Here is a 25,189-nt window from a genome sequence, read left to right as displayed (position 1 = left end):
CATGCGCCTGGACCGCCCCACGCCCCTGCCCGCCGCCAGCTTCTTGCAGCTGATGTGGCTGGCCTCCCCCGCGCTGCCCGTGGGCGGGTTCTCGTATTCCGAAGGGCTGGAAAGCGCCATTGAAAACGCGGGCCTTGCCAGCGAAGCGGATGTGGGCGACTGGCTGCTGGACCAGCTCCACATCACCCAGGCGCGCGGCGACATGGCCCTGATCGCCAAGGCAGTGGGCGCTTGGCGCAGGGGCGACCTGGAGCACGTCAAAGAACTCAACGACTGGGTGCTGCACACCCGCGAGACGAGCGAGCTGCGCCTGCAGACCGAGCAAATGGGCCGGTCCATGGCCGAATGGCTGCGCAACCAGTACCAAGGCGACGAGGTCCTGCTGCCCGCCATCCACCACCTGACCGCCCTGCCCCCCACCTACCCCGTGGCCTTCGCACTGGCCGCATCGCCCACTCAGGCCAGCGTGCGCGAGGTGCTGCTGGCCTACGCCTTTGGCTGGGCAGAGAACATGGTGCAGGCCGCACTCAAGTCCATGCAACTGGGCCAGAGTGCGGGCCAGCGCATCCTGGCCCGGCTGGCCGCCGCAATCCCGTTGGCAGCAGACCACGCCGCCAGCCTGATGGACAGCGAACGCCAGGCGTTTTCGCCCATGCTCGCCATCCTCAGCGCGCAGCACGAAGTGCAATATTCAAGGCTTTTTCGCTCCTAGCGCACGCTGGATCAGCGCAAGCTGCTATCCAATTAATAGCAAATGACGCCATCACCAACACAATGACCACCGCACTGCACCACATCCCCCACCGCACCAAAAACCTGCCCCCCCTGCGCGTAGGCATCGGCGGCCCCGTAGGCTCGGGCAAAACCACCCTGCTGGAAATGCTGTGCAAAGCCATGCGCGATGACTACGACCTCATCGCCATCACCAACGACATCTACACCAAGGAAGACCAGCGCCTGCTCACCGTCAGTGGTGCCCTGCCCGCCGAGCGCATCCTGGGCGTGGAAACCGGCGGCTGCCCCCACACCGCCATCCGCGAGGACTGCTCCATCAACCTGGAAGCCATCGACCGCATGCTGGGCGAGTTCCCCAACGCCGACATCGTGTTTGTGGAAAGCGGCGGCGACAACCTGGCCGCCACCTTCAGCCCCGAGCTGAGCGACCTCACCATCTACGTCATCGACGTGGCTGCCGGTGAAAAAATCCCCCGCAAGGGCGGCCCCGGCATCACCAAAAGCGACCTGTTCGTCATCAACAAGACAGACCTGGCACCCCACGTGGGCGCCAACCTGGATGTGATGCGTGCCGACACCACCCGCATGCGCACCAACGCGCAGGGGCAGCTCAAGCCGTTCGTCATGACCAACCTGAAGAACCTGAGCGGCCTCGCGGACGTGATCAGCTTCATCGAGACGCGCGGCATGCTGAAAAACCAGGCCCCGGCAGTCGGCTAGAATGCGCAGCTTCCGTGCCTGGAGACGTGGGTGAGCGGTTTAAACCAGCAGTCTTGAAAACTGCCGACGGGCAACCGTCCGTGAGTTCGAATCTCACCGTCTCCGCCAGCATGCACAGCAAAAAATCAAACGGGCCCTTGCGGCCCGTTTTGCTTTTTCACGCCCGCTTTTTGTCAGGCCCGGCCCCGCAGCCGGCTGCGCACGATCAGCCCCGCCAGCACCACACCCGCGGCCAGGCTGGTGTGGCCGCTATAACTCACCAGCCCCATGCCCCAGCCCTGCGCCAGCACGATGGCGAACAGTGCCAGCAGCATTGCAGACCAGCCTGCCAGCCGCAACGTGTACGTTGTTTTGCGTGCCAGCGGCTGACCGAACAGTTCGTCCTGCTGGCGCTCTGTGGCCAGGGCCAGGGCGGTGAAGCCCGCCACACACAGCGCGAAGGTGACAAGGTGCATGACCAGCATTAGCGTGCGCCCTCTTCCGCCATGGGGGCGCCTGGCTGCAAGGCCGGAGGAGCGCCCACAGCGCGCGCAGGTACTGCCCGGTGCTTCGACGGGTAGCGCGCAGTGCGCACGGCCAAGTATGCGTGCAGCCCGGCCAGCAGCCACAGCATGATTTCAAGCCCGGCAAATACCCAGTCGCCCCGGGCCAGGCTGGCCCACATCGGGCGGTCGGTCAGCGCGGCACTGGCAAAGGGCAATAACGCCAGCAGGGCTGCCGCAGCCCACAACTGCTCGACCCACGCGCGCCGCGCGGGGCGCAGCATGGCGTGCAGCAAGGTGAGCGCCCAGATGGCAAAGAACACATGCACCTCCCATGCCGCGCGCTCAGCCATGCCCAGCGGCAGCAAACGATTGCCCCACAGGAAGCCCGTCACGGCTACAGACAGGCCCGCAATGCTGGCGATGTTGAGCCGCTCTACCAGCGAAAAACCGAAGTGGGGGCGTGCAGGGTTGCCCAGCTTTTGCCGGCGCTTGACGGTCCACATGACGAGGCCTGTGCCCACCATGGCCGTTCCTGCCAGACTGACGATGAAGTACAGCCAGCGCATGGGCATGTCGCCAAAGCGGCCCAGGTGCAGGGCATACATCACGCCCCGCGTTTCTGCGGCGGGGCCTACGGTGTCTTTGCTCTGCAGCAGTTGGCCAGAGACGCCGTCAAACACCATGTACTGCGGGCTCATGGAGACGCGGCCCGCCTCGCCGCGCACCACGCTCACGCGCGCTGCAGCGTCGCCGGGGTTGGCGATGATGACGCGGCTGACGTTGTACTGACCCCAGCGCTCCTGGCCCTGGCGCACCATGGCATCGATGGGTGCCAGCGGCGTGGCCTGGCCTGTGGGCTTAACGGGTTGGACGGTAGGACTGGTCTCGGCGGTGAGCTCCTGGCGTTGCGCCGGGGTCTTGTAGACCGCCTGCTCTCCCCATGGCATGTACAGCGCCATCAGGGTGACCAGGCCGGTGTAGGTGATCATGAGGTGAAACGGCAGCCCGAACACCGACAGCGCGTTGTGCGCGTCCAGCCATGAGCGCTGCCCCTTGCCCCAGCGGAAGGTGAAGAAGTCCGTGAAGATCTTCTTGTGCGTGATGACGCCACTGACGATGGCGACCAGCATGAACATGGCGCAAAAGCCCGCCAGCCAGCGCCCCCAGCGCACGGGCATGTAGTGAAACTGAAAGTGGAACCGGTAGAAGAACTCTCCGCCCACGGTGTCCCGGCCTGCGATTGTTCTGCCTGAGCTGGCGTCAAAGGTGGCCTCGTCGAAACCGCGCCCACCCTTGCCCCCTCCGGGCGGCAGGCGCCAGAAGCTGCTGACGGTGGGGTGCCGCTCGTCGGGTAGGCGCATGCTCCACAGCGAGCTGCCCGGCGCCATCTGGGCCAGTTGCCCCGCAATGCGCTGGGCGGCCTCGGCGGGGTCGGGCGTCTGCGCGGGGTGGCGCACCTCTGGCCGCATGTACTGCGAGATCTCCTCCTTGAAGTAGCTCACGGTGCCAGTGAGAAACATGGCATACAGCAGCCAACCGCACAACAAGCCCGCCCAGGTGTGCAGGTCGGACATGGTCTGGCGGATGCCCGGTGCCTTGGGCGCAGTGTGGTGCAAAGATTTCGACGTCATGCGCTGGCTCCCGCAGACCAGACCGTCCAGGCTGCAGCCCACAGCGGCAGCGCCACAGCGGCCAGCCCGGCCCAGGCACGCCAGGCGCTGCGCACGGCAAACACCCAGATCACCGCGCAGGTGTAGATGGCAAAACTGGCCAGCATGCCGGTGAGCACCGCTTGCGGGCGGCTGATGGGCAGAGCCAGCACGGCCACACTGGCCAGGGCGGCCACGGCATACCCGCCGCCAATAGCAGCCACGATGCGCGACACCAACGGCCCCGTACGCCAGACCCGCTGCCAGGCGAGGCCGATGACTGTGTTCATGGCGTGTGTACTCCGTCCCGTCATTCCCTTGTCCGTCTTGTTGGTAGTTCCGTCGGGCCGCCATGCAATGCAATTCCATGCTGCCGCTCAGGCTCGGGCTTGCCGAGCGGTTTTCCAGCCGCGTCCACCCATCCCGCTGGTGAGCCAAATCCGAATCCGCCGAATACGCAGACAACAGATCAAATACAACTCATTCTCATTTTAATTCATAAAAATCGTCGTGAGCATGTATTTGGGGGTATCGACCTGGGCACGCGCAGCAGTGCGCACAATGCACAACGGGCCTTATGGCCGTTGACTCATGCTGGCAGTGGATCAGGGATGCGGGGTAGCTCTGGTCCGCCCTACCCCGCCCTCAGCGGCTCGGCGCGCCCTGTGCCTGCTGGGATGCGTGCGGGACGATAGGCGTCAGGTCTTCCGGCCGGCAGGTGTCATCGCTGTTGGCCAGACGCACCCACAGGTCGGAGCGTCGGATGATCACGTGGTCCACGGTGACAACGCGGCCTTTGTACAGGAACTGCGTTCCAGGTTTGTAGAGGATCATTTTTGTTACGGGGCGACAGGCAGTTGATGGCTGTGACACGCAGCACTGCCGGATGGTGCCTTGGGGCCACGGGCGCTGCTGGCGCCGCGTCCAAAGACCCAGCAAGTGCTCGGATTTGCGCTGACCCGAAAGCATCCGCCGGTGCGCGCCCGATGGGCAAAAAAAAGCCCGCAGGACGCGGGCTTAACACTTGCTCGTTGCAAGCGGGAGGGATGTCGAGGGGGGATCGACCGGTGAATAGTAAGGCGCCTCCCCGGCCGATCTTGTAGGACATTGCCGCCTTTGCGGCTTGAGCCGGGGTGGCATATCGCCGCACACCCGTTGGCACTTACGCTGCGCCGTACATGCGCGCGCATCCGCGCCCCATGGCTTTAGCCTGGTACATGGCAGAGTCGGCCTTGCGCAGCAGTTCCTCGGCATCTTGGCCGTGCTCCGGGCACATCGCGATGCCGACCGAGGCCCCGATCTGGACGCAATGGCCCTCCACGTCGATTGGCTGGGACAACGCATCCACGAGGCGCTGCGCCAGGCCCAGCGCGCGATCAGGCTCTGCCACGCCACGCTGCAGCAGCGCAAACTCATCGCCGCCCAGGCGGGCCACCACGTCGTCGCCCCGCGCCACCAGCGTGAGCCGTGCGGCCACGCAGGCCAGCACCTGGTCACCCACCGCGTGGCCAAACCGATCGTTCACGGGCTTGAAGCCGTCTAGGTCCACATACAGGACGGCAAAGGCGGTCGCGGGCGCCTGCATGCCATTCGCATGCATCGCAGCGGCCTGCAGCGCCTGCAAAAACGCCGTGCGGTTGAGCAGCGTGGTCAAACCGTCGTGGTCGGCCACGTGGCGAATGCGCTGCTCGGCCTGCTTGCGCACGGTGATGTCGGTAAAGGTGCGCAGCGCGCCGCCGCCCTTGATGGGCACGGTGTGCACTTCCACAATGCGTCCGTTGGGCCGGGGGCGGTCGTACACGTGCAGCTGGTCCAGCCCGCCGTCGCCTTGCAGCAAGTCGCGCACTTCCTGCGATGCGGGCTCGAATTCGCCCCGGGCACGCATAAAGGTCAGCACCTCAGCCAGCGTGGGGCGCGACGCCATCAGCTCGGCGGGCAGGTCCAGCATCTCCAGCGCGCGGGAATTGCACAGCTCCACCACGCCGGTCGCGCTGATCTTGGCCACGCCCTGGTCCATGTTTTCCAGCGTGGTCTCCAGCACGATGGACTTTTCGCGCAAAAGCTCGGCACTGTCGCGCGCGCTGCGCTCGGCCTGTGCCAGCAGGCGCTGCTGGCGCTTGAAGTCACTGATGTCCACATGGGCGTAAAACACCGTGCCGTCGCGCGCCTGCTTGGCAATCACGCGTGCCCAGCGGTCACGGGGCAAGGGCACTTCAAACGGGGCGCCGGCAAAGCGCATGTGTTCTTGCAGCACTGACAGGCCGTCGTAGAACACGGCCATGTCGCCGGGCGCGTTCGCGCCATGGGCTTCCCAGGCGCGGCGGTAGATCTCGTCGAAAACCAGTCCGGCGGCCGCCGTGCGCTCGGCCAGCCCGTACATCAGGACAAAGGGCTCATTCACCCACTGGATGCGGTGGTCCTCCGCGCAGACCATCAGCCCGTCCGGGATGCGGTCGAACAGCTCGGAGCTCTCGAGCACAGGGCTGCGCAGGTAGCCGGGTTCGTGGATGTCCGGCGTCTCCGGCGCGGGCGCGGGCGCGGCGGGCGAAGCGAGCCCCGGGGTGCCGGCAGCTTGATCGGGGGTGGTCAGCACCTCGGCGCGCCACATGCGCACGCGCCCCAAGCCCGGCACCGGCAAAGACGACACATGCACCCGCAGGCCCCGGTGCTGAAAGCTGTAGGGCCGCGTCTGCGCGCGGTGGCGTTCCAGGCCCGCGTCGATGTAGCGCTCGATGTTGGGCAGCTCGTGCGCGTCCAGGCGCTGGGCGTAGAAGCGCCGCAGATTGTCGCGGTAAGGTTCTCCCACGTGCACCTGGCCTTCATGCTCCGGAAAGAACTTGAAGAACGTGCGGTTCCAGGCGATAGATCGGTCGTCATCGTCAAAAGCGCAGAGAGCGACGTCCAGGCCGTCGAGGGTTTCGCCCATGGAGCGGAGCAGGCTGAGCAGATGGTGGGGAGGCATGAACGAGGCAAAGTGACACGGCAGGCGACGCTGGGGCCGTCGCGGACGATCATTCTGGATCCGTGCCCTTACGCCAAGCCATCGGCCACATCCGCAGTGGGCGGTGCGTGCAGGCTCCGAACCGCAACGTTGCAGCGAACCCACAGTGGCTTGACCTGCGTCAAGTCGCCGGGAGCCGCGCAGGTGGGGCCGGCCATCCTTCGGGGACGTTACGCACCGTCACGCAGGCGCGCGCGGCATTCCGGTATGGTGCTGGGCTACAAAGGAGCACCCTCATGAACAACACCAGGAAGACTTTTGCCACGCTGAGCAGCACCGCCGCGGCCGCCATGCTGCTGCTGAGCGGCTGCAGCGGGTATGGACAGGGCAACGCCGGGTCACCCCCGACCTCGGGCGGCACGCCCGGCACCGTGGTGACCGCGCCCGCCCCCACACCGGCACCGGTCGCCCTGTGCGACGCGGGGCCCGCGCAGTCCGCCGTGGGGCAGAACAGCACGGCGTCGGTCATGGAGTCTGCGCGCGTGCGCTCGGGCGCACAGGTCGCCCGCATCCTGCGGCCGGGCCAGATGATCACCAAAGAGTTCAACGCCCAGCGCCTGAACCTGGAAGTGGATGCGAGCGGGCGCATCATCGCCGTGCGTTGCGGCTAGCCCTCCACCCGGTTCGCGGCGATCCAGCGGCTTGCTACAGATCCGCTGGTCAATCGCTTAGGAACATTTCCTGCAGATCGCTCAGGAAGTCGAAACCCCGCTCAGTGGGCCATGCCCGGGCCATGTCGCGGGCCATCAGGCCCTTGCGCTCGGCGGCGTCCAGGCTTTTGGCAATGGCCGTGAGGGGCAGGCCCGTGCGCGCCATGAAGTCCTGCAGCGCAAAGCCTTCGCGCAGGCGCAGGGCGTTGAGCATGTATTCAAACGGAAGGTCGGCGCGGCGCACTTCGTCGTCCTGGGCGACGGCACGGCCGGCCAGGGCGTTGTCCATGTAGCGGGCCGGCTCCCGAAAGCGCACCTGCCGCACCACGCGGTGCGCAAAGCTGAGCTTGCTGTGTGCGCCCGCGCCAATGCCGAGGTAGTCGCCAAACTGCCAGTAGTTGGTGTTGTGAAAACACTGGTGGCCGGGCTGCGCGTAGGCCGATATTTCGTAGCGCTGCATGCCCACCTGCCCCGTCAGCTCGGTGATGCGGTCGAGCATGGCATAGGCCTGGTCGTCCTCGGGGATCGCGGGCGGGTATTTGGCGAAGTAGGTGTTGGGCTCGATGGTGAGGTGGTAGATGGACAGGTGCGGTGGCTTGAAGGCGAGCGCCGTCGCCATGTCCTGCTCCAATTGAGCCAGCGTCTGGCCGGGCAGCGCATACATGATGTCGAGGTTGTAGGTGTCGAACGCCTGCGACGCCTCTTCTACTGCAGCCAGGGCCTGGGCGCGGTCGTGCACGCGGCCCAGGGCCTTCAGGTGCGCGTTGTTGAAGCTTTGCACGCCCACGGACAGGCGCGTGACGCCCGCAGCGCGGTAGGCGCGGAATCGGTCTTTCTCGAACGTGCCGGGGTTGGCCTCCAGCGTGATTTCGCAATCCGCCTCCAGCCGCAGGCGGGCGCGTATGTCGCCCAGAAGCCGGTCGATGGCAGCAGGCGAGAACAGGCTGGGCGTGCCGCCGCCGATGAAGACGCTGTGCACCGTGCGGCCCCAGATGAGGGGCAACGTGGCCTCCAGGTCGGCCATCAGCGCATCGATGTAGCGCTGCTCGGGCACGCCCGCCGCGCCGGCGCTGCCGCCCTGGAACTCGTGCGAGTTGAAGTCGCAGTAGGGGCACTTCTTGAGGCACCAGGGCAGGTGCACGTAGAGCGACAGCGGCGGCAGGCTGGTGAGCTGCAGCAGGCCGGGGCGCATGTAGTGCTGCACGTCGCGCACCACGGCGGCGTTGCTGGCGGTATCGACCGTCGGGGGCTCGGGGCGGATGGGGATGGTCATGGGACGGACGTCGCTCTCAAAACAATAGCTGGTAGCGCTGGAACAACGGCAACTTCAGATCAAAAACGCCTGAAACGCTTGTTCAGCAAGCGCTGGCAGCTCCTGTTTTCATAGCCACCGGCTGCGCATCAGCTCCAGCATCTGCTGGGCCGCGCGGCCCCGGTGGCTGTGCGCATTTTTCACCTCCACGGGCAGTTCGGCAAAGGTCTTGCCGAATTCGGGGAGGTACATCACGGGGTCAAAGCCAAAGCCGTTGCTGCCCCGGGGCTCGGTAGTGATCTCGCCCACCACGCGGCCCACGGCAATCAGCGGCTCGGGGTCTTGCGGGTTGCACACGGCGACCAGGGTGCTGACCATGGCGGCACGACGGTTGGCCACGCCCTGCAGCTGCTCCAGCAGCGCGCGCACGTTGTTGGCGTCGCTTTTTTCGTAGCCGAACTGGGTGCAGTAGTAGGCCGTGTCCACGCCCGGCAGTCCGCCAAAGGCATCGACGCACATGCCGGCATCGTCGGCCAGCGCGGGCAGGCCGGTGTGCTCAGACGCAAACCGCGCCTTGGCAAGGGCGTTTTCGACAAAGGTGCGGTGGGGCTCTTCGGCCTCGCCCACGCCCAGGTCGGCCTGGCGCACAAGTTCCACGCCCAGAGGCGCCAGCATGGCCTGCAGTTCGGCCAGCTTGCCGCGGTTGTTGGATGCCAGAACAATTTTCATGGTCAAAATGGCCGCTAGCGCTTGTTCATCAAGCGCCAGCAGCTATCAATAAAGGAGTATCTATTCAGCCAGCCGCGAGTGCTTGCTGCTGCAGCACCACCAGCTCGGCAATGCCTTTTTCAGCCAGGTCCAGCAGTGCGTCCATCTCGGCCCGGGTGAAGGCCACGCCCTCGGCCGTGCCTTGCACCTCCACGTAGTGGCCGGCGCCGGTCATCACCACGTTCATATCGGTGTCGCAATCCACGTCTTCCACGTATTCCAGGTCCAAGAGCGGGGTGCCCTGCACGATGCCCACCGAGATGGCGGCCACGGGCTGCAGCAGGGGCGACTGCGTGATCTTGCCGCTGGCCAGCAGTTGGTTGACCGCGTCTTGCGCGGCCACCCAGGCGCCGGTGATGGCGGCGGTGCGGGTGCCGCCGTCGGCCTGGATCACATCGCAGTCAAGCTGGATGGTGCGCTCGCCCAGCAGCTTCAGGTCAAAAACGGCGCGCAGGCTGCGGCCGATGAGGCGCTGGATCTCCTGCGTGCGGCCGCTTTGCTTGCCGCGCGCGGCCTCGCGGTCGCTGCGGGTGTGCGTGGCGCGGGGCAGCATGCCGTATTCGGCCGTCACCCAGCCTTCGCCACTGCCACGCTTGTGCGGCGGCACCCGCTCTTCCACCGACGCGGTGCACAGCACCTTGGTATTGCCGAATTCGATGAGCACCGAGCCCTCGGCATGCATGGTGTAGCGGCGGGTGATGCGCACGGGGCGCAGTTGGTTAGCGAGGCGGTCGCCGGAACGGGTGAAAGTGGTCATGGTGGTTTCGGTAAAAGTCAGGGCTGGCCACCCGCAAAAACGAGGGTCAGCGCAACAGGCGCAGCAAAAACCGCGACCACCGAGCAAGGGCCGCCCTGGAGGGCTAGCTGCGCGTGCATTGCTTGCGCTGGCGGTGTCCTCTATCCCGAAGGCGCGCAGCAACTCAGCGGGCGGTCACGCCTTCCGTGCAGCAGAGCGGCGAATGGCTTCGTTGATCTCGGCAATGGACCGCTCGATGGCGGCGTCGTCCAGATCGTCCACCAGGCCATCGAGTGGCCCGGCCTGAATGGTGGAGGCGAACACGTCATCACTGATGCTGTCCGTGGACACGCCCTGGGTGGACTCGAACGCATCCGGCGTCTCCCACTCCAGCGCGATCACGGTCACGTTGTCGCTGCTGTCGCCAGCCTTGCGCAGCGCTGCCTCCACCAGCTCGGGCACGGCATGAGACACGGTATTGCGGCCCAGTTGCGTGGAAATTTCCTCGTCGCTGAGCGTGCCCCACAGCCCGTCCGAACACAGGAGGATGCGGTCGCCCTGCTCCAGGTACACGGGGCCGGTAATGTCGTAAATCGGCTTGGTGGGCGAGCCCAGGCAGGTGAACAGCACGTTGCGGTTGATGCGCTCCAGCCCCGGCGGCGGCGCGTTGCGCAGCTCCATGTACGAGTGGTCGCGCGTGCGGGTCAGCAGGTCGCCATCGCGCACCATGTACAGCCGCGAGTCCCCGCAGTGCACCCAGGTGGCCGTGCCGCCTTGCAGCACCGCCGCCACCAGCGTGGTGCGCGGCGTGTCCAGCATGCCCTTGTCGGTGGCGTAGCGCAGGATCTGGTGGTGCGCCGCCAGCAGCGCGCCAGACAGGAACTCCTGCACGTCCTTGAGCTGCGGCTTGGCCTGGCGCTGAAACAGCGCCGAGATGGTCTGCAGCGCAATCTGCGCCGCCACTTCACCCTCGGGGTGCCCGCCCATGCCGTCGGCCAACACAAACAGGCCCGATTCGCGCGTGTAGCAATAGCCCATGCGGTCTTCGTTCTTCTCGCGGCCGCCGCGGCGGCTGATCTGGAAAATCGAGAATTTCATAGCGACTCACGCAAAAAGGGCGTCGTGTTCATTTGGGTTTGGCTCCGATCCCGGTGGCTTCGCCCACCTTTTGCACGTTCTTTTTGGTGTCGGACACCAGGGTGTCCAGCTGCAGCCGCATCTTTTCAGCAACCGTGAGCTTGGTGTAGCGGCGCTCGCCTTCGCGGCTGAGTTCCTTTTGCAGTGCAAACACCGACTGCGGGCGCGACAGCGGATCGAGCGCCATGCACCATTCCACCACCTCGATGAGGTTGTCCGAATAAACCCCGCGCAGCTTCGTCAGCGCGAGCGACAGGCGGTCCTTTTCGATGCGCTGGGGTGCCTCATTGGGCGGAAAGCCCTGCATGCACGCATAGATGCAGGCGCCGATGGCGTAGATGTCGGTCCACGGGCCCATCGACGAGTCGCGCCGGTACATCTCGGGCGCGGCAAAGCCGGGCGTGTACATGGGGCGGATGAAGTTGCCCTCTTTGGACAGCACCTCGCGCGCGGCGCCAAAGTCGATCATCACGGCCTTATTGTCGTCGGTGATGAAGATGTTGGCAGGCTTGATATCAAGGTGCAGCATCTTGTGCTGGTGCACGATGCGCAGCCCGCGCAGCACCTCGTCGAACAGCGAGCGGATGGTGGATTCGCGAAACACCTTCTGCGTCTTCAAGTCGCGCGCGGTGATGATGAAGTCCTGCAGGGTCGCGCCCTCCAGGTAGTTCATCACCATGTAGACGGTTTCGTTCTCGCGGAAGAAGTTGAGCACGCTCACCACCGAAGCGTGGGAGATCTGCGCGAGCGCGCGGCCTTCTTCAAAGAAGCTCTTGAGGCCCAGGCGGTAGAGCGAGAGCTTTTCGGACTGCACCTTGGGCAGCAACTCGCCGGGCGCGCGCGTCGCCAGGGATGAGGGGAGATATTCCTTGATAGCGACCTGCTGGCCTTCAGCGTCCAGCGCCAGATAGACCACGCCAAATCCGCCCGATGACAACCGGCGCACCACGCGGTAGCCGCCTATCGCGGTATCGGGCGGCAAGGGAGCCGGCTTGATTTTTGACATATTTTGCGAAGATGACTCAGTACGTCCACCTTGTCCAGGCCGCCATCACGGCCAGCGGAGGGCGTCTAGATTGCGGCTGTCTGCTGCCTTGCGGGCATCATGAAAAGATCGTAAACACGTTCCAGGGGTGGAGCGGAACCCGGATAATCGCCGGATCGCAAGCAACCATCAAAAAGTCCAATGCCAGTTTACAGCATGACCGGATACGCCAGCGCACAGCACGGCGCGTCCGCCACTGGCGCAGAAACCGATGCCCGCGCACCGCATTCGCGCCGGCTGGGGCTGGAAATCCGCTCGGTCAACAGCCGCTTTCTGGACCTGTCGTTTCGCCTTCCCGATGAACTGCGCGCGCTGGAGCCTGCGCTGCGCAGCCTGCTGACCGCCCGGCTCAAGCGTGGCAAGGTTGAGGTGCGCGCCGCCCTGGAGGCGGACGACACCAATGCCCTGCAAGACCCACCCACGCGGCTGCTGCAGCGGCTCAACTCCCTGCAGGATTCCGTCAAGGCTTGGCTGCCGTCGGCCGCGCCGTTATCGGTGGCCGATACCCTTCGCCTGTGCGCCAACGCTCCTGCGGGTGCCGAAGACTGGAGCGAGGCCGTGCCCGCCCTGGCCGAAGAGGCGCTGGAAGCCCTCATGGCCGCCCGCGAACGCGAGGGCAAGCGCCTGGCCGCCATGCTGCAGGACCGTCTCAAGCAGCTGCGCGCTCTGGCACAGCAGGCGGTACCCATGGTGCCGCAACTGGTGGAGCAACAGCGTCAGCGCTTCATGGAGCGCTGGAAAGACGCCATGGCGCTGACCGACGGTACCGTGCTGCCCGAAGCGGCACGCGACCGCGCGCTGACCGAAGCCACGGCCTTTGCCATCCGCATCGACGTCGCCGAAGAGATCACCCGCCTGGAGTCCCACCTCGACGAGATCGAGCGCCTGCTGAAAAAGGGCGGAGAAGTGGGCAAGCGCCTGGACTTCCTGATCCAGGAACTGCACCGCGAAGCCAATACGATGGGCTCCAAATCGGCCGCGCTGGACCTGACCCGTATCAGCGTGGACATGAAAGTGCTGATCGAGCAGATGCGCGAGCAAGTGCAGAATATTGAATAAAACTCACTTTTTGATAGCGTCTGGCGCACACCAACCATGGACTATCCAGGAAATCTCATCGTAGTGGCAGCGCCCAGTGGCGCAGGCAAATCCAGCCTGGTCAAGGCCCTGCTGGAGCTCGACTCCCATGTCCACCCCTCCATCTCCCACACCACCCGCGCGCCCCGCGGCCAGGAAAAACACGGCCGCGAATACTTTTTTGTGTCCGAGCCAGAGTTTGACGCCATGGTCCAGGGCAACGCGTTTGTGGAGTGGGCGCATGTCCATGGCAACCGCTACGGAACCTCAAAAAAGGCGATCGAGGAGCGTATCGCTCAGGGCTCCGACGTGATCCTGGAGATTGACTTCCAGGGCGCCCTGCAAATCAAGCAGGCGTTTGCCAACGCGGTGCTGGTGTTCATCCTGCCGCCCAGCTGGGAAGAACTGCGGTCCCGACTGGAGCGCCGGGGTGAAGACGCGGCGGATGTGATCGAGATGCGCCTCAAGAATGCAGCCATCGAGATGGCACAGGTCAGCAAATTCGACTTCGTTATAATCAACGAGTTGTTTGAACGCGCGCTTTTTGACCTGAAAGCCGTGGTTCATGCCCAGCGACTGAAGTATGTCGCCCAGCGCCGCGCCCGTGCGGACACTTTCCAGTCGCTCAATATCACCTGAATTCCCCCGGAGTAAAACCCATGGCACGCATCACCGTAGAAGACTGTCTGGAAAAGATCCCCAACCGCTTCCAGCTTGTTTTGGCCGCTACGTACCGTGCCCGCATGTTGAGTCAGGGCCACGCTCCCCGCATCGAAAGCCGCAACAAGCCCGCCGTGACAGCCCTGCGCGAGATCGCCGACGGCAAAGTGGGCTTAGAAATGCTGAAGAAGGTTCCTGGTTGAGAATCTGTCTGGGCACAGGCCCCAAAAAGCACCGCATCGGCGGTGCTTTTTTTTGCCCCAAGACGACCTGATGCCCTCCCGCGCTACATTTGAGGCATGAACGCGGTGCTCAACTCACCTTCTGCAACGCCCGCCCGGCCTGGCGATCCGCCTCTGGCCGGCACGCTGTCAGCGGCCGCTGCAGCCGCCAACGCGGCTGCAGCCAGCTTTGCCGCGCTGACCGACAGTCTGGACTATCTGGATCCCGCCAGCATCGAGCAGGTGCGTCAGGCATACCGTTTTGCCGATGAAGCCCACCTGGGCCAGCTGCGCAACAGTGGCGAGCCCTACATCACCCACCCCATTGCCGTGGCCGCCCAGTGCGCTACCTGGAAGCTGGACGCGCAGGCTCTCATGGCCGCCCTGCTCCATGACGCCATGGAGGACTGCGGCGTCACCAAGGCCGACCTGATTGACCGCTTTGGTGCGCCGGTTGCCGAGTTGGTGGATGGCCTCACCAAGCTGGACAAGCTGCAGTTCAATACCCGCGAGGAAAACCAGGCCGAGTCCTTCCGGAAAATGCTGCTGGCCATGGCACGGGATGTTCGTGTCATCCTGATCAAGCTGGCAGACCGTACGCACAACATGCGCACGCTGTCTGACATGCCGCGCAGCAAATGGGGCCGCATCTCGTCGGAAACGCTGGAAATCTACGCCCCCATTGCCCATCGCCTGGGCCTCAACCAGACTTACCGCGAACTGCAGGATCTGGCCTTCCGCCACCTGCACCCCTGGCGCTACGCCACCCTGTCCAAAGCCGTCAACAAGTCCCGCAACCGCCGGCGCGACCTGGTGCAGCGCGTCCAGACGGAGGTCGATGCCGCGTTCTCAAAAATAGGCATGCAGGTACGCTTGGCGGGCCGTGAGAAAACGCTGTACGCCATCTACCAGAAGATGGACCTCAAGCACCTGAGCTTTGCGCAGGTAACCGACATCTACGGGTTCCGGGTCATCGTGCCCACGGTCACGGACTGCTACACCGCACTCGGCGTGCTGCACCAGATGTACAAGCCCGTGCCAGGCAAGTTCAAGGACCACATCGCGATTGCCAAGCTCAACGGCTACCAATCGCTGCACACCACCCTGGTCGGCCCTTCAGGTGTGAACATAGAGTTCCAGATGCGCACGGACGAGATGCACGTGATCGCCGAAGCCGGCGTGGCGGCGCACTGGCTGTACAAGGCCCAGGACGGGGACGGCACCTCTGCCGAGCGCCTGGGCACCAAATGGCTGCAGTCGCTGCTCGACATCCAGAACGAAACCCGCGACGCGGCGGAGTTCTGGGACCACGTCAAGGTCGACCTGTTCCCCGACGCAGTGTATGTATTCACGCCAAAGAGCCAGATCATGGCCCTTCCACGTGGCGCCACGGTGGTGGACTTTGCATATGCAATCCACAGCAACGTAGGCGACCGGACCACGGCTGCCAAGATCAACAACGAGCAGGTCCCACTGCGCACCGAACTCAAGAATGGCGACGTGGTGGAAATCATCACGGCGCCCGTGTCAACCCCCAACCCGGCGTGGCTGGGCTTTGTACGCACGGGCCGTGCACGCTCCAAGATCAGGCACTATCTGAAGACCCTGGCTCATGCCGAATCGGAAAGTCTGGGCGAAAAACTCCTGACCCAGGCCATACGGGCCGAGGGCCTGCAGCAGCTACCCCCAGTGGATGCAACCACCCAGCCCCTTTGGGACAAGCTCCTGCGGTTCACCGGCAACCGGACGCGCAGCGAGTTGATGACCGATCTTGGCCTGGGCAAGCGCATCGCGAGCATCGTCGCGAAACGATTGATGGTGCTGATGTCCGAACACGGTCACCGGCCCGACGCACTCCTCATGACGCGGGAGCGCTACACCTCGCACGAGACCCTTTCCCAGGGCGCGGTCACACTGGACGGGAGCGAGAACGCATCTGTGCAGTACGCCACTTGCTGCCGTCCAGTGCCAGGGGACAGCATAGTTGGCTACCTGGGCCGCGGCGAAGGCTTGGTGGTGCACAACGCGCACTGCGGCGTTGCGAAGCGCCTGCAGCACAAAGATAGCGAGCGCTTTATTGCCGTGGACTGGGCTGACGAACCCACACGCATGTTCGAGACGGGGGTCGTGGTCACCGTTTCCAACGGAAAAGGTGTGCTGGCGCGCGTAGCCGCCGAGTTGGCCAACTCTGAAGCGGACATTACCCACGTCGATATGGACGACGAAGCGGCCCTCGACACCACCGACCTGCGATTCATAGTGGCCGTGCGTGACCAGCCCCACCTCGAGGTGGCGCTTCGGAACCTGCGCCGCACCCAGGCCGTCATCCGCGCCGCGCGCATTACGCCCCAAGTTTGAAGTTACGAGCAGGCTTTGCCCGCTTGCCAGACCCTACGATCCCGTAAGCATTGACGAAGATGTCGGGTACTCCACCTCCAGCACTTCCAGATTGCGTACGCCACCGGGCGTGGGCAACTGCACTTCGTCACCCACACGCGCGCGCAACAGGGCCCGCGCCACCGGAGATACCCAACTGACCTGCGACTCACGGCTGTCCGCCTCATCGATTCCCATGATGGTCACCGTACGCTCCGCACCTTCATCGTCCAAATAGGTCACGCGCGCGCCAAAAAAGACTTGGTCACTGCCCGCATGCAAGCTTGGGTCCACCACTTCGGCAATTTCGAGCCGCTTGGTAAGGAAGCGAATGCGCCGGTCGATCTCGCGCAGCCGCTTCTTGCCGTAGAGATAGTCTCCATTCTCGGAACGATCCCCGTTGCTTGCAGCCCAGTGCACCACGTCCACGATCTTGGGGCGCTCGTTGTCAATCAGGTCGAGCAATTCATCACGCAACCGCGCATAGCCACCCGGTGTGATGTAGTTTTTGCCACCTGACGGTAGAGGCGGCAACGTCAGCTCTTCATCGTCAGCATCTTCGGACTCTTTGGTAACCGCTTTGCTCATCGTTTGGCCCCCGAAGTACAAACCTACAAATCCATCGGACAAAGGAAAAAGCCCTGAGTCTTTTCAGACTCAGGGCTTACCTGTTGGTGCGGCTGGCAGGAATCGAACCCACGACCCCTTGGTTCGTAGCCAAGTACTCTATCCAGCTGAGCTACAGCCGCTAAGCCTTGAATTATAGCATGATTTTTTGGCAAGCCTCTAAATCATTTAGTTTTATTGAGCTCCGCGCTACACAGTGCCAAGCAAAACCAAATTCAACGCAAGCTAAGATTGTAATGCAGTTCCGAGCGGTCTCCGGAGAACGAGACGCTAGTTCACAAGAAAAAGCTGCGTTCCTGGAGTTCACCCATGATGAAGATGGGTGGTAGGGCGTGTTGGACTTGAACCAACGACCAAAGGATTATGAGTCCTCTGCTCTAACCAACTGAGCTAACGCCCCAAGCCATGCTCCTGCGATTAACAACGGGGCAAGCGCCGTATTGTAGGGCGTTTACTTGCGGTAACTCAGCGCATTGGTGACCAGCTTGGACGTGATGTCCACGATCTGGATCATGCGGTCGTAGGGCATACGTGTAGGGCCGATCACGCCCAGGGTGCCGACTACCTTGCCATCCACTTCGTAGGGAGCGCTCACCACAGACAGCTCTTCGAACGGAACCACTTGGCTCTCCCCGCCGATGTAGATGCGAACACCTTCCGCCTGGCTAGAAATATCGAGAAGGCGCAGTATCTGGGTCTTCTGCTCGAACAAGTCAAACGCCCGCCGCAGATTGCCCATGTCGTTGGAAAAATCGCTCACGGCCAGCAGATTGCGCTCACCTGAAATCACCACTTCATCCTGCGCCTCCGTCAGCGCCTCCGTGCCCACGTTGACCGCCGCCTGCATGAGCGACGCAATCTCTCCGCGCAGCACGTCGACTTCGGACTTCAGGCGTTCGCGGACCTGCTCCATGGCCAATCCAGCGTAGTTCGCGTTGAGAAAATTGGACGCTTCGATGAGTTGGGACTGTGAATAGTCCGCGTCGGTGAAGATGACGCGGTTCTGCACATCCCCTTCCGGCGAGACGATGATGACCAGAAACCTTCGCTCAGACAGCCGAAGGAATTCGATGTGCCGGAACACCGAGGTTCTCCGAGGCGCCATCACCACCCCCACAAACTGCGACAGATTGGACAGCAGTTGCGCAGCGTTGGCGATCACCTTTTGGGGCTGCTCGGGCATCAATTGCGCATGCGTGAGAGGATCACGCTGTACCGACAGCATCGTATCGACAAATAGGCGATATCCCCGGGCGGTTGGAATGCGGCCTGCGGAGGTATGAGGGCTGGCGATAAGTCCCAGTTCCTCCAAGTCCGCCATGACGTTACGGATGGTCGCAGGTGACAGGTCAAGACCCGAGGCACGGGACAAGGTTCTGGAACCTACCGGCTGCCCGTCAGCGATGTAGCGCTCGACCAGGGCTTTAAGCAACAACTTGGCGCGGTCATCGAGCATGGAATGATTTTAATGATGTAATTTCGCAATGACGTCCAATTTCCGCCAAGTCGCGCTTATAGGTAAATACCAGACTTCCTCGGTGGGCGGATTGGGTGATACATCACGGCACGCGCTGGACGACATTGCACACTTTCTGGAGCGTCAGGGTTGCGAAGTCGCGCTGGAGGCCGAGACTGCAAGCAATACAGGTCTGACGCAGTACCCTGCCCTTAGTGTTGAAGAGATTGGTACGCAGTGCGACCTTGGCTTGGTGGTGGGCGGCGACGGGACCATGCTGGGCATTGGCCGACGACTGGCGAAATTCGGCACGCCTCTGATTGGCATCAACCAGGGACGGCTGGGGTTCATCACCGATATTCCGCTGGACACCTACCAGGCCACCTTGCCACCCATGCTTCAGGGAGAGTACGAGGAGGATGTACGCCCGCTCATGCACGCAACCGTAGTGCGCGACGAGCGGGTCGTTTTTGAAGCACTGGCCATGAACGACGTGGTGGTAAACAGAGGAGCGACATCCGGCATGGTGGAGTTGCGTGTGGAGGTCGGTGGGCGCTTTGTGGCCAACCAGCGCGCTGACGGGCTCATCATCGCGTCGCCGACCGGGTCCACGGCTTACTCGCTCTCTGCGGGCGGACCCATGCTGCACCCCTCCATTCCTGGCTGGGTTCTCGTACCCATTGCACCGCACACCTTGTCCAACCGCCCTATCGTGCTCTCGGACGCCACGGAGGTCGCGGTAGAGGTGGTCAGCGGCCGCGACGTCAGTGCCAACTTTGACATGCAATCCCTGGCATCCTTGCTTCATGGTGACCGGATTCTGGTCAAGAGATCGGAGCACTCCGTACGTTTCCTGCATCCCCAAGGCTGGAACTATTTTGCGACCTTACGCAAAAAGCTGCGCTGGAACGAAGGGGGCTCCTGATGGCGCTAAGACGCATTGTTCTGCGTGACTTCGTCATTGTTCAAGCGCTGGAGCTAGAACTGAACCCTGGCTTCACGGCCCTGACCGGAGAGACCGGTGCCGGCAAGTCAATTCTGGTGGATGCGTTGCAACTGGCGCTGGGAGCCAGAGCAGACACAGGACTGGTGCGCGAAGGGGCGGCGAGAACCGACGTGTGCGCCGAGTTCGACTGCCCTGCACACGTGCGCCCTTGGTTGGAGGAAGCGGGATTTGAAGCCGAGGATCAGCTCCTGCTGCGCCGCACAGTCGATGCGCACGGCAAGAGCCGCGCATGGATCAACGGCATCCCTGCCACCGCCACCCAGCTTCGCGCGCTGGGTGATCTGTTGCTGGACATCCACGGTCAGCACGCCTGGCAAAGCCTGACACGCCCTGAGTCGGTGCGCGGTCTACTGGACGCTTTTGCGGGGACCAGCGCGGTGGAGACATCCGCACGCTGGACTGAATGGCGAACAGCGCAGAAAGATCTTCAACAAGCTCTTCACGCGCAAGCCACATTGCAGCAGGAGCGAGAGCGCCTGCAGTGGCAGATCAGCGAGGTGGATAAGCTGGGACCGACAGAAGGCGAGTGGGCGGAACTCGATGCGCAGCACAAGCGTCTGTCGCATGCGCAGGCCCTGCTCGAATCCGCCGGAGGTGCGCTGAACGCCCTGGAAGGCGAAGAATCGGGCGTGTTGACAGGGCTTGCGCGCGCTCACAGCCTGCTTCAAAACCAGGGGCATATCGAGCCCGAGTTTGTGTCCCTGGCCGATATCCTGTCCTCCTGTCTAGCGCAGGCCAGCGATGTCGCCCACTCTCTACAGTCCTATCTACGGCATGCGGAGATAGATCCCCAACGCTTGGATGAGCTGGATGCCCGCATGTCGCAATGGATGACACTCGCGCGCAGATACAAGCGTCCCCCCGGTGAGCTACCCGAGCTTCTCCAAGGTTGGAAAACCGAGTTGCGCCAGTTGGATGCAGCCACAGACCTTCAAGCGTTGAGAGTTGCAGAGGCGGACAGAGCGAAGGCTTATCACGCTGCCGCCCGATCTTTGTCCACGGCCCGAACAAAAGCTGCGCCAAAGCTCTCCGTCGCCATTACCCAGGCCATGCAGGGACTGGGCATGGAAGGGGGCCGCTTCGAGGTGTCAATCCAAAAGGCTGCAGAACCTGGCCCCCATGGACTGGACGACATCGCCTTCCTGGTGGCTGGACACCCAGGGATGACGCCGAAGCCAGTTGGAAAAGTAGCCTCTGGTGGAGAGCTGTCCCGCATCTCGTTGGCAATATCGGTCACGACCAGCAAACTGGGCCTTGCGCCCACGCTGATTTTTGACGAAGTAGATTCTGGAGTTGGCGGCGCCGTGGCCGAAACGGTGGGGCGCCTTATGCAACAGCTTGGGATCGACCGGCAGGTGCTGGCAGTAACCCATCTTCCGCAGGTTGCTGCGTGTGCAGACCATCACCTGAAAGTGGCCAAGAGCAAAAGCACAAAGGGGACGAGCAGCACGGTTCTAACGGTGGCGGGGGATTCGCGGGTAGCGGAAGTTGCTCGGATGCTCGGTGGGGAACGCTCCACTGAAACCACCTTGGCGCACGCACGCGAAATGCTGGGAGTGGCCTTCAGCTCAGCGGAGTTACGAAGCTGATGGCGCTCGAAATCGTCCTTATCACCGGCATGTCCGGCTCGGGCAAGTCCGTGGCGCTCCACGCACTGGAGGACGCCGGATACTACTGCGTGGATAACCTTCCTCCAGAGCTTCTTCCGGCCTTTGTGGCACTAGAACATAGACACCATGGCAACCGAGTCGCCATTGCCATGGATGTGCGCAGCGCTACCTCGCTTCACCAAGTACCGCACGAGTTAGTTCGGCTCCGGAATGCGGGGGTGGCGGTTCAGTCCATTTTTCTGGATGCAACCATTGATACGCTCGTTCGGCGGTTTTCTGAAACCCGACGTCGGCATCCACTGTCGAGCGACGAATTGCAGCAAGGCCGCAGGGCACTTGTCCAGATCATCGAACTGGAACGGGAACTGCTCGGACAGTTGCGCGAGCAATCTCATGTGATCGACACCAGCACCATCCGCGCCTCTCAGCTTCAGAGCTACGTGAAAAGTCTGATGTCAACGGCTACAGGCCAGTTGACCCTGGTATTCCAGTCTTTTGCGTTCAAGCGTGGAATCCCCATGGATGCGGACTATGTGTTTGACGTGCGGATGCTGCCCAATCCGCACTATGAGCCCGCGCTTCGGGACCTGACAGGCCTCGATGTACCGGTCGCCGACTTTTTGCGCCTGCAGCCCGAAGTGGCCGCCATGCAAACCCACATTGCTCAGTTTCTTGCGCACTGGCTGGAGCTTCTGGACAGCAATCACCGCAGCTATGTCACAGTGGCTATTGGCTGCACCGGCGGGCAACATCGCTCTGTTTACTTGGTAGAACGGCTTGCAGAAGACTTCAGCAATCGCTGGACCGCATTGCGCCGGCACAGGGAGTTGGACGGGCGCTGAAGCAGGGCCCACCGGACCTAAACGCCCCTACCAGAGATGTGACTGCGTGGCGTCCAGCAGCTTGCGGATGGGGGCTGGCAGCCCTACTGTTCCCCATTGGTCTGGAGCCAGCCATTCGCCCGCACCAGGGGGCGAAACCAGAAAATCTCCAGAAACCGCCATCGGATGCAAATGCAAGTCCCGATGAGTCAGCACGTGCACAAACGGTTGCAACTCACTCACCTGTAGCGGGCCACCGGCGCGCAAGCCATCCACACAGGCATCCAGCGCGTCCTCGTTCTGGAACACGGGCACACAGTGCATGCCTGCCCAGATCCCCGTCGCAGGGCGACGTTCCAGCCAAACGCGCCCCTGCTCGTCCCTCAAAACCAACAGCCTCCACGACTCCGCCTTCCGGGACAACTTGCGAGTTTTGGCGGGATATTGCTCCTGAGCACCCTCCCGGTAGGCCACACAGTCCCGCCGCAACGGGCATTCACCGCATCGCGGGACCCGAGGCGTACAGATCGTAGCGCCCAGATCCATCAACCCTTGCGTATAACGAGGCATGGCATTTGTCAGATCTTCATCAGGCAGGAGCCGCTCAGCCTGTGCCCACAGCTGCCGCTCACTGCTGGCAGATGCCAGATCCTGCTTGAAGCCTAGCCACCGGGTCAGCACGCGGCGGACGTTGGCGTCCAGGATGGGTACGCGCTGAGAAAAGCAAAACGCCGCGATGGCCCCGGCAGTCGATTTTCCGATACCAGGCAAAGTCGCCAGCATGTCTGCGGTTGCCGGAAACTGGCCTCCGTGCTCAGAAACCACCTGCTGTGCGCACCGGTGCAAATTGCGCGCCCGGCTGTAGTAGCCCAGTCCGCTCCAAAGGCCCATGACTTCGTCCTGCGAAGCATGGGCCAGCGCCGCCACATCAGGAAACCGGTTCAGAAACCGGCTGTAGTACTCCAGCACAGTCGCCACCTGGGTCTGCTGCAGCATGATCTCCGACAGCCAGACACGATAAGGATCGCGGGTCTGTTGCCATGGCAGGTGGTTGCGTCCGTGCGTACGCTGCCAAGCAACCACACGCTCGGCGGCACTCTCACCGGCCCTGCGCGCCATCATGCCGGCGCGAGCTGCCTGTCTGCGGGTGTAACTTCTAGGCCGGGCACTGCGATGAGCTGCGCGGTCAACTCCTGGAGTTTGTGCTCCAGCTGAACCAGTTCGTCCTCGCCCGCTTCGATTTCCGAAATGCGCTCCACCAATCCGCTTGCAGCTTGCTGGATCCGGTCGACGGCCTCGATACGCCGCGCAAAACTGCGGCGGCGCTCACGCAGTTGCGCGTCGAGCTGGGCTGTAGCGGATTTGCTCCACAACTCCAGATCGTTGGCAGCCGACTCATACACCGTGCGCAAGCGCATCGCCAGAGCGCGCACAAGGCGTTCCGCAAATTCAGGCTGCGCCAGCTTCAATGCATTTCCCACGCCCAGGTATTGCAGGTGACTCTGCTCGATCTGGTTCAGGTCGTGGGTGAAGTGCTCCAACTGGGGAGCCGTAGGAACCTGCAGCGAGAACCCGAACTCCGCGTTGAGCTGGCGGAACGTCCCTCCCAGCATGGCCTGAATTTCTGTACCGGAGGCCTGTGCCTTATCCAGCGTGCCGCGCAATTTATCGAAGGTCTCAATATAGATTTTCTTAATACCCAGCTTGAGGCCTTTTTGCTGCAGGGTTTGGGCCAACTCAGACAGTTCCACTTTTAGCGCTTTGGCGCCAAGTTGCTGGAACACGTCGCGCAAAAGCTTCAGATGCACGGCCCGCACCGCCTGAATCTTGGCAGTGCTCAAGTCAAACTCACGCTGCTCCTGCTCGATGCGGTGCCGCATTGACTCGATCACCGATGCGTTCTTGCCCCGCAAGCTCCGCAGCTCCGCCATCTGGTCGTCCAGGTCTCGGCGGCGAATGTTAATCACCCGCGACGTTTCGGTGCGCAGGCTCGCGACTCCCGCAGCCACGGCGGCCCGCAGGATGGACTGCCGACGTCCCATGATGCCTTTGGCAAGCGCCTCTTCAAGCACCGGTAACCCGCTGGTTTCCAGGAGCACATCGTCTGCAGTGATCTTTGCGACCAACCCCTTTTGTGCCGACACTGGAACCACCCGATCCAGCGGAATGCCCAGCATTTCCGCAGACGTGCTGCATTGACGCTCCAGTTGCGCCTGCACCTGCTGGGCCGAATTGAGTGTGTCCCACAAAGTGTCGATCTTGTTGAGCACCACCAGCCGCGCGTCCATGCCGTCGCTGGAGATGGCAAGGTGCTCGCGCCAGATCGACAGGTCGGACCGCGTCACACCGGTGTCTGCACTGAGGATGAACACCACCGCATGTGCTTGCGGAATAAGGTTCACCGTCAGTTCCGGCTCGGCTCCCACCGCGTTAAGGCCCGGCGTGTCCAAAATCACAAGCCCCTGCTTCAGCAGAGGATGTGGAATATTGATGATGGCGTGGCGCCACATAGGCACCTCCACCAAACCTTGGGCGTCAGGTACTGGATTTTCGTCCGTGAGGTCGTCATGCCAGAAACCCAGGGCTCGGGCGTTGTCCAGGTTCACCTTGCGGACTTCTGCAACCTTCTCCAGGGCCTTCGCAATCTGATCGGGATTGCTGACATCGAGAGGCAATTCCTGCCAGCGCTCGGGTTTGAGACGCCACTCCGCCAAGCTCTGCATCTGCAGGCGTGTCTCAATAGGAAGCAAGCGCAGGCTCGGAGCAAAAGCAGAGTCGTATCCCAGCTCCGTCGGGCACATGGTGGTGCGCCCCGCGCTCGCGGGCATGATCCGCCGCCCGTAATCCGCAAAAAAAATGGCGTTGATCAGTTCGGACTTGCCGCGTGAGAACTCCGCAACAAAAGCGACCATCACCTTGTCACTGCGTACCTGCTCCTCCAGGCGCTGAAGCCGTTCCTGCACGGCAGCATCCATGAGCTCGTGCGACGACATCCATTCGGCCAGCCGCTTGAGCTGCTGGGCGAACTCGCGACGCCAGGCACCGTGCTGGTCGAACTGTTCGTTGAATGATGGTCCCACTTTGCTCCCAGAGATCTAAGACTGGCCCACGAGGTAGGCATACACAAAATATAGCATCGACCGCCAGCGGGCGGCCA

At 63.0% G+C, this 25,189-nt stretch carries 24 protein-coding genes and 3 tRNA genes; 11 read left to right on the top strand and 16 right to left on the bottom strand.

Annotated elements, in window-relative coordinates:
- The first annotated feature begins 1 nt into the window (after window position 1).
- From ACK4HJ_RS10695 to ACK4HJ_RS10685, 3 genes are all read left to right on the top strand, one after another.
- Window positions 2-712 (top strand): urease accessory protein UreF, encoded by a 711-nt coding sequence (locus ACK4HJ_RS10695; protein ID WP_409830963.1) that lies wholly within the window; start codon window positions 2-4, stop codon window positions 710-712.
- 62 nt (window positions 713-774) lie between these two features.
- Complete coding sequence (gene ureG, locus ACK4HJ_RS10690) at window positions 775-1,455, top strand: urease accessory protein UreG (protein WP_409830960.1); 681 nt, start codon at window positions 775-777, stop codon at window positions 1,453-1,455.
- 20 nt (window positions 1,456-1,475) lie between these two features.
- A tRNA-Ser gene (locus ACK4HJ_RS10685) sits at window positions 1,476-1,563 on the top strand.
- A gap of 65 nt (window positions 1,564-1,628) precedes the next feature.
- On the opposite strand, the gene ACK4HJ_RS10680 is transcribed toward ACK4HJ_RS10685, so the two are convergent.
- From ACK4HJ_RS10680 to ACK4HJ_RS10660, 5 genes are all read right to left on the bottom strand, one after another.
- Window positions 1,629-1,910 (bottom strand): DUF3325 domain-containing protein, encoded by a 282-nt coding sequence (locus ACK4HJ_RS10680; protein ID WP_409830957.1) that lies wholly within the window; start codon window positions 1,908-1,910, stop codon window positions 1,629-1,631.
- A gap of 8 nt (window positions 1,911-1,918) precedes the next feature.
- Complete coding sequence (locus ACK4HJ_RS10675) at window positions 1,919-3,571, bottom strand: PepSY-associated TM helix domain-containing protein (RefSeq protein ID WP_409830955.1); 1,653 nt, start codon at window positions 3,569-3,571, stop codon at window positions 1,919-1,921.
- Complete coding sequence (locus tag ACK4HJ_RS10670) at window positions 3,568-3,879, bottom strand: DUF3649 domain-containing protein (RefSeq protein ID WP_409830952.1); 312 nt, start codon at window positions 3,877-3,879, stop codon at window positions 3,568-3,570. The genes ACK4HJ_RS10675 and ACK4HJ_RS10670 overlap by 4 nt, the downstream gene beginning before the upstream one ends.
- A 355-nt stretch (window positions 3,880-4,234) precedes the next feature.
- On the bottom strand, window positions 4,235-4,423 hold the full coding sequence (locus tag ACK4HJ_RS10665) for a hypothetical protein (RefSeq protein ID WP_409830949.1): 189 nt from the start codon (window positions 4,421-4,423) through the stop codon (window positions 4,235-4,237).
- A 328-nt stretch (window positions 4,424-4,751) separates the two neighbouring features.
- Entirely contained in the window at window positions 4,752-6,551 is a 1,800-nt protein-coding gene (locus ACK4HJ_RS10660; RefSeq protein ID WP_409830946.1) for a diguanylate cyclase domain-containing protein, read from the bottom strand.
- A 275-nt stretch (window positions 6,552-6,826) separates the two neighbouring features.
- Between ACK4HJ_RS10660 and ACK4HJ_RS10655 the strand changes: the two genes are divergently transcribed.
- A complete protein-coding gene (locus ACK4HJ_RS10655; RefSeq protein ID WP_409830943.1) occupies window positions 6,827-7,201 on the top strand; it encodes an I78 family peptidase inhibitor in 375 nt (124 codons plus the stop codon).
- A 49-nt stretch (window positions 7,202-7,250) separates the two neighbouring features.
- Here the strand turns inward: ACK4HJ_RS10655 and hemW are convergent, their stop codons facing one another.
- The 5 genes from hemW to ACK4HJ_RS10630 all read right to left on the bottom strand — a co-directional run bounded on the left by hemW (window position 7,251) and on the right by ACK4HJ_RS10630 (window position 12,139).
- A complete protein-coding gene (hemW, locus tag ACK4HJ_RS10650; protein ID WP_409830941.1) occupies window positions 7,251-8,513 on the bottom strand; it encodes a radical SAM family heme chaperone HemW in 1,263 nt (420 codons plus the stop codon).
- 108 nt (window positions 8,514-8,621) lie between these two features.
- Window positions 8,622-9,221, bottom strand: coding sequence for an RdgB/HAM1 family non-canonical purine NTP pyrophosphatase (gene rdgB, locus ACK4HJ_RS10645; RefSeq protein WP_409830938.1), 600 nt, complete (start codon window positions 9,219-9,221; stop codon window positions 8,622-8,624).
- Between the two features lie 64 nt (window positions 9,222-9,285).
- The gene (gene rph / locus ACK4HJ_RS10640) at window positions 9,286-10,017 is read right to left on the bottom strand and encodes a ribonuclease PH (RefSeq protein ID WP_409830935.1); all 732 of its coding nucleotides are present in this window, start codon (window positions 10,015-10,017) and stop codon (window positions 9,286-9,288) included.
- 174 nt (window positions 10,018-10,191) lie between these two features.
- Window positions 10,192-11,094, bottom strand: coding sequence for a PP2C family protein-serine/threonine phosphatase (locus tag ACK4HJ_RS10635; protein WP_409830932.1), 903 nt, complete (start codon window positions 11,092-11,094; stop codon window positions 10,192-10,194).
- A 28-nt stretch (window positions 11,095-11,122) separates the two neighbouring features.
- On the bottom strand, window positions 11,123-12,139 hold the full coding sequence (locus ACK4HJ_RS10630; protein ID WP_008905072.1) for a serine/threonine protein kinase: 1,017 nt from the start codon (window positions 12,137-12,139) through the stop codon (window positions 11,123-11,125).
- Window positions 12,140-12,319: 180 nt separating this feature from the next.
- On the opposite strand from ACK4HJ_RS10630, the gene ACK4HJ_RS10625 reads away from it, so the two are divergent.
- From ACK4HJ_RS10625 to ACK4HJ_RS10610, 4 genes are all read left to right on the top strand, one after another.
- Window positions 12,320-13,237 (top strand): YicC/YloC family endoribonuclease, encoded by a 918-nt coding sequence (locus ACK4HJ_RS10625; protein ID WP_409830928.1) that lies wholly within the window; start codon window positions 12,320-12,322, stop codon window positions 13,235-13,237.
- 36 nt (window positions 13,238-13,273) lie between these two features.
- A complete protein-coding gene (gmk, locus tag ACK4HJ_RS10620) occupies window positions 13,274-13,894 on the top strand; it encodes a guanylate kinase (RefSeq protein WP_409830926.1) in 621 nt (206 codons plus the stop codon).
- 20 nt (window positions 13,895-13,914) lie between these two features.
- Window positions 13,915-14,118, top strand: coding sequence for a DNA-directed RNA polymerase subunit omega (rpoZ, locus tag ACK4HJ_RS10615; RefSeq protein WP_069103553.1), 204 nt, complete (start codon window positions 13,915-13,917; stop codon window positions 14,116-14,118).
- A 96-nt stretch (window positions 14,119-14,214) separates the two neighbouring features.
- Window positions 14,215-16,494 carry a RelA/SpoT family protein gene (locus ACK4HJ_RS10610; protein WP_409830922.1) on the top strand — a complete coding sequence of 760 codons (2,280 nt, stop codon included), beginning with the start codon at window positions 14,215-14,217 and terminating at the stop codon, window positions 16,492-16,494.
- Window positions 16,495-16,527: 33 nt separating this feature from the next.
- Here the strand turns inward: ACK4HJ_RS10610 and greB are convergent, their stop codons facing one another.
- The 4 genes from greB to hrcA all read right to left on the bottom strand — a co-directional run bounded on the left by greB (window position 16,528) and on the right by hrcA (window position 18,595).
- Window positions 16,528-17,100: a transcription elongation factor GreB gene (gene greB, locus ACK4HJ_RS10605; protein WP_409830920.1), complete on the bottom strand. Its 573-nt coding sequence runs from the start codon at window positions 17,098-17,100 to the stop codon at window positions 16,528-16,530.
- Between the two features lie 84 nt (window positions 17,101-17,184).
- Window positions 17,185-17,261, bottom strand: a tRNA-Arg gene (locus tag ACK4HJ_RS10600).
- A gap of 201 nt (window positions 17,262-17,462) precedes the next feature.
- A tRNA-Ile gene (locus ACK4HJ_RS10595) sits at window positions 17,463-17,539 on the bottom strand.
- 51 nt (window positions 17,540-17,590) lie between these two features.
- Window positions 17,591-18,595, bottom strand: a complete 1,005-nt coding sequence (gene hrcA / locus ACK4HJ_RS10590; protein WP_409830917.1) for a heat-inducible transcriptional repressor HrcA — start codon at window positions 18,593-18,595, stop codon at window positions 17,591-17,593.
- A 28-nt stretch (window positions 18,596-18,623) separates the two neighbouring features.
- On the opposite strand from hrcA, the gene ACK4HJ_RS10585 reads away from it, so the two are divergent.
- From ACK4HJ_RS10585 to rapZ, 3 genes are read left to right on the top strand one after another with little or no spacing between them, the layout of a single operon-like run.
- Window positions 18,624-19,520, top strand: coding sequence for an NAD kinase (locus ACK4HJ_RS10585; protein ID WP_409830914.1), 897 nt, complete (start codon window positions 18,624-18,626; stop codon window positions 19,518-19,520).
- On the top strand, window positions 19,520-21,190 hold the full coding sequence (gene recN, locus ACK4HJ_RS10580; RefSeq protein ID WP_409830911.1) for a DNA repair protein RecN: 1,671 nt from the start codon (window positions 19,520-19,522) through the stop codon (window positions 21,188-21,190). Before ACK4HJ_RS10585 ends, recN begins: the two co-directional genes overlap by 1 nt.
- Window positions 21,190-22,053: an RNase adapter RapZ gene (gene rapZ / locus ACK4HJ_RS10575; RefSeq protein ID WP_409830909.1), complete on the top strand. Its 864-nt coding sequence runs from the start codon at window positions 21,190-21,192 to the stop codon at window positions 22,051-22,053. The genes recN and rapZ overlap by 1 nt, the downstream gene beginning before the upstream one ends.
- Before the next feature lie 27 nt (window positions 22,054-22,080).
- On the opposite strand, the gene mutY is transcribed toward rapZ, so the two are convergent.
- On the bottom strand, window positions 22,081-23,151 hold the full coding sequence (gene mutY / locus ACK4HJ_RS10570; RefSeq protein ID WP_409831167.1) for an A/G-specific adenine glycosylase: 1,071 nt from the start codon (window positions 23,149-23,151) through the stop codon (window positions 22,081-22,083).
- Window positions 23,151-25,112 carry a dynamin family protein gene (locus ACK4HJ_RS10565; RefSeq protein WP_409830906.1) on the bottom strand — a complete coding sequence of 654 codons (1,962 nt, stop codon included), beginning with the start codon at window positions 25,110-25,112 and terminating at the stop codon, window positions 23,151-23,153. Before ACK4HJ_RS10565 ends, mutY begins: the two co-directional genes overlap by 1 nt.
- Window positions 25,113-25,189 lie beyond the last annotated feature (77 nt).

It is taken from the genome of Acidovorax sp., assembly GCF_046294525.1.
In the GTDB taxonomy this organism is placed as follows: Bacteria; Pseudomonadota; Gammaproteobacteria; order Burkholderiales; family Burkholderiaceae_C; genus Acidovorax.
This window is presented reverse-complemented; position numbering and strand designations above follow the sequence as displayed.

Bases quoted from the DNA above. Each gene is read 5' to 3' on its own strand.
- ACK4HJ_RS10695 (WP_409830963.1), top strand. From the start codon at position 2: ATGCGCCTGGACCGCCCCACGCCCCTGCCCGCCGCCAGCTTCTTGCAG.
- greB (WP_409830920.1), bottom strand. From the start codon at position 17,100: ATGAGCAAAGCGGTTACCAAAGAGTCCGAAGATGCTGACGATGAAGAG.
- ACK4HJ_RS10630 (WP_008905072.1), bottom strand. From the start codon at position 12,139: ATGTCAAAAATCAAGCCGGCTCCCTTGCCGCCCGATACCGCGATAGGC.
- ureG (WP_409830960.1), top strand. From the start codon at position 775: ATGACCACCGCACTGCACCACATCCCCCACCGCACCAAAAACCTGCCC.
- ACK4HJ_RS10665 (WP_409830949.1), bottom strand. From the start codon at position 4,423: ATGATCCTCTACAAACCTGGAACGCAGTTCCTGTACAAAGGCCGCGTT.
- mutY (WP_409831167.1), bottom strand. From the start codon at position 23,151: ATGGCGCGCAGGGCCGGTGAGAGTGCCGCCGAGCGTGTGGTTGCTTGG.
- ACK4HJ_RS10660 (WP_409830946.1), bottom strand. From the start codon at position 6,551: ATGCCTCCCCACCATCTGCTCAGCCTGCTCCGCTCCATGGGCGAAACC.
- rpoZ (WP_069103553.1), top strand. From the start codon at position 13,915: ATGGCACGCATCACCGTAGAAGACTGTCTGGAAAAGATCCCCAACCGC.
- rph (WP_409830935.1), bottom strand. From the start codon at position 10,017: ATGACCACTTTCACCCGTTCCGGCGACCGCCTCGCTAACCAACTGCGC.
- ACK4HJ_RS10680 (WP_409830957.1), bottom strand. From the start codon at position 1,910: ATGCACCTTGTCACCTTCGCGCTGTGTGTGGCGGGCTTCACCGCCCTG.
- ACK4HJ_RS10670 (WP_409830952.1), bottom strand. From the start codon at position 3,879: ATGAACACAGTCATCGGCCTCGCCTGGCAGCGGGTCTGGCGTACGGGG.
- ACK4HJ_RS10635 (WP_409830932.1), bottom strand. From the start codon at position 11,094: ATGAAATTCTCGATTTTCCAGATCAGCCGCCGCGGCGGCCGCGAGAAG.
- recN (WP_409830911.1), top strand. From the start codon at position 19,520: ATGGCGCTAAGACGCATTGTTCTGCGTGACTTCGTCATTGTTCAAGCG.
- ACK4HJ_RS10585 (WP_409830914.1), top strand. From the start codon at position 18,624: ATGACGTCCAATTTCCGCCAAGTCGCGCTTATAGGTAAATACCAGACT.
- hemW (WP_409830941.1), bottom strand. From the start codon at position 8,513: ATGACCATCCCCATCCGCCCCGAGCCCCCGACGGTCGATACCGCCAGC.
- ACK4HJ_RS10675 (WP_409830955.1), bottom strand. From the start codon at position 3,571: ATGACGTCGAAATCTTTGCACCACACTGCGCCCAAGGCACCGGGCATC.
- gmk (WP_409830926.1), top strand. From the start codon at position 13,274: ATGGACTATCCAGGAAATCTCATCGTAGTGGCAGCGCCCAGTGGCGCA.
- ACK4HJ_RS10655 (WP_409830943.1), top strand. From the start codon at position 6,827: ATGAACAACACCAGGAAGACTTTTGCCACGCTGAGCAGCACCGCCGCG.
- ACK4HJ_RS10625 (WP_409830928.1), top strand. From the start codon at position 12,320: ATGCCAGTTTACAGCATGACCGGATACGCCAGCGCACAGCACGGCGCG.
- hrcA (WP_409830917.1), bottom strand. From the start codon at position 18,595: ATGCTCGATGACCGCGCCAAGTTGTTGCTTAAAGCCCTGGTCGAGCGC.
- rdgB (WP_409830938.1), bottom strand. From the start codon at position 9,221: ATGAAAATTGTTCTGGCATCCAACAACCGCGGCAAGCTGGCCGAACTG.
- ACK4HJ_RS10610 (WP_409830922.1), top strand. From the start codon at position 14,215: ATGAACGCGGTGCTCAACTCACCTTCTGCAACGCCCGCCCGGCCTGGC.
- rapZ (WP_409830909.1), top strand. From the start codon at position 21,190: ATGGCGCTCGAAATCGTCCTTATCACCGGCATGTCCGGCTCGGGCAAG.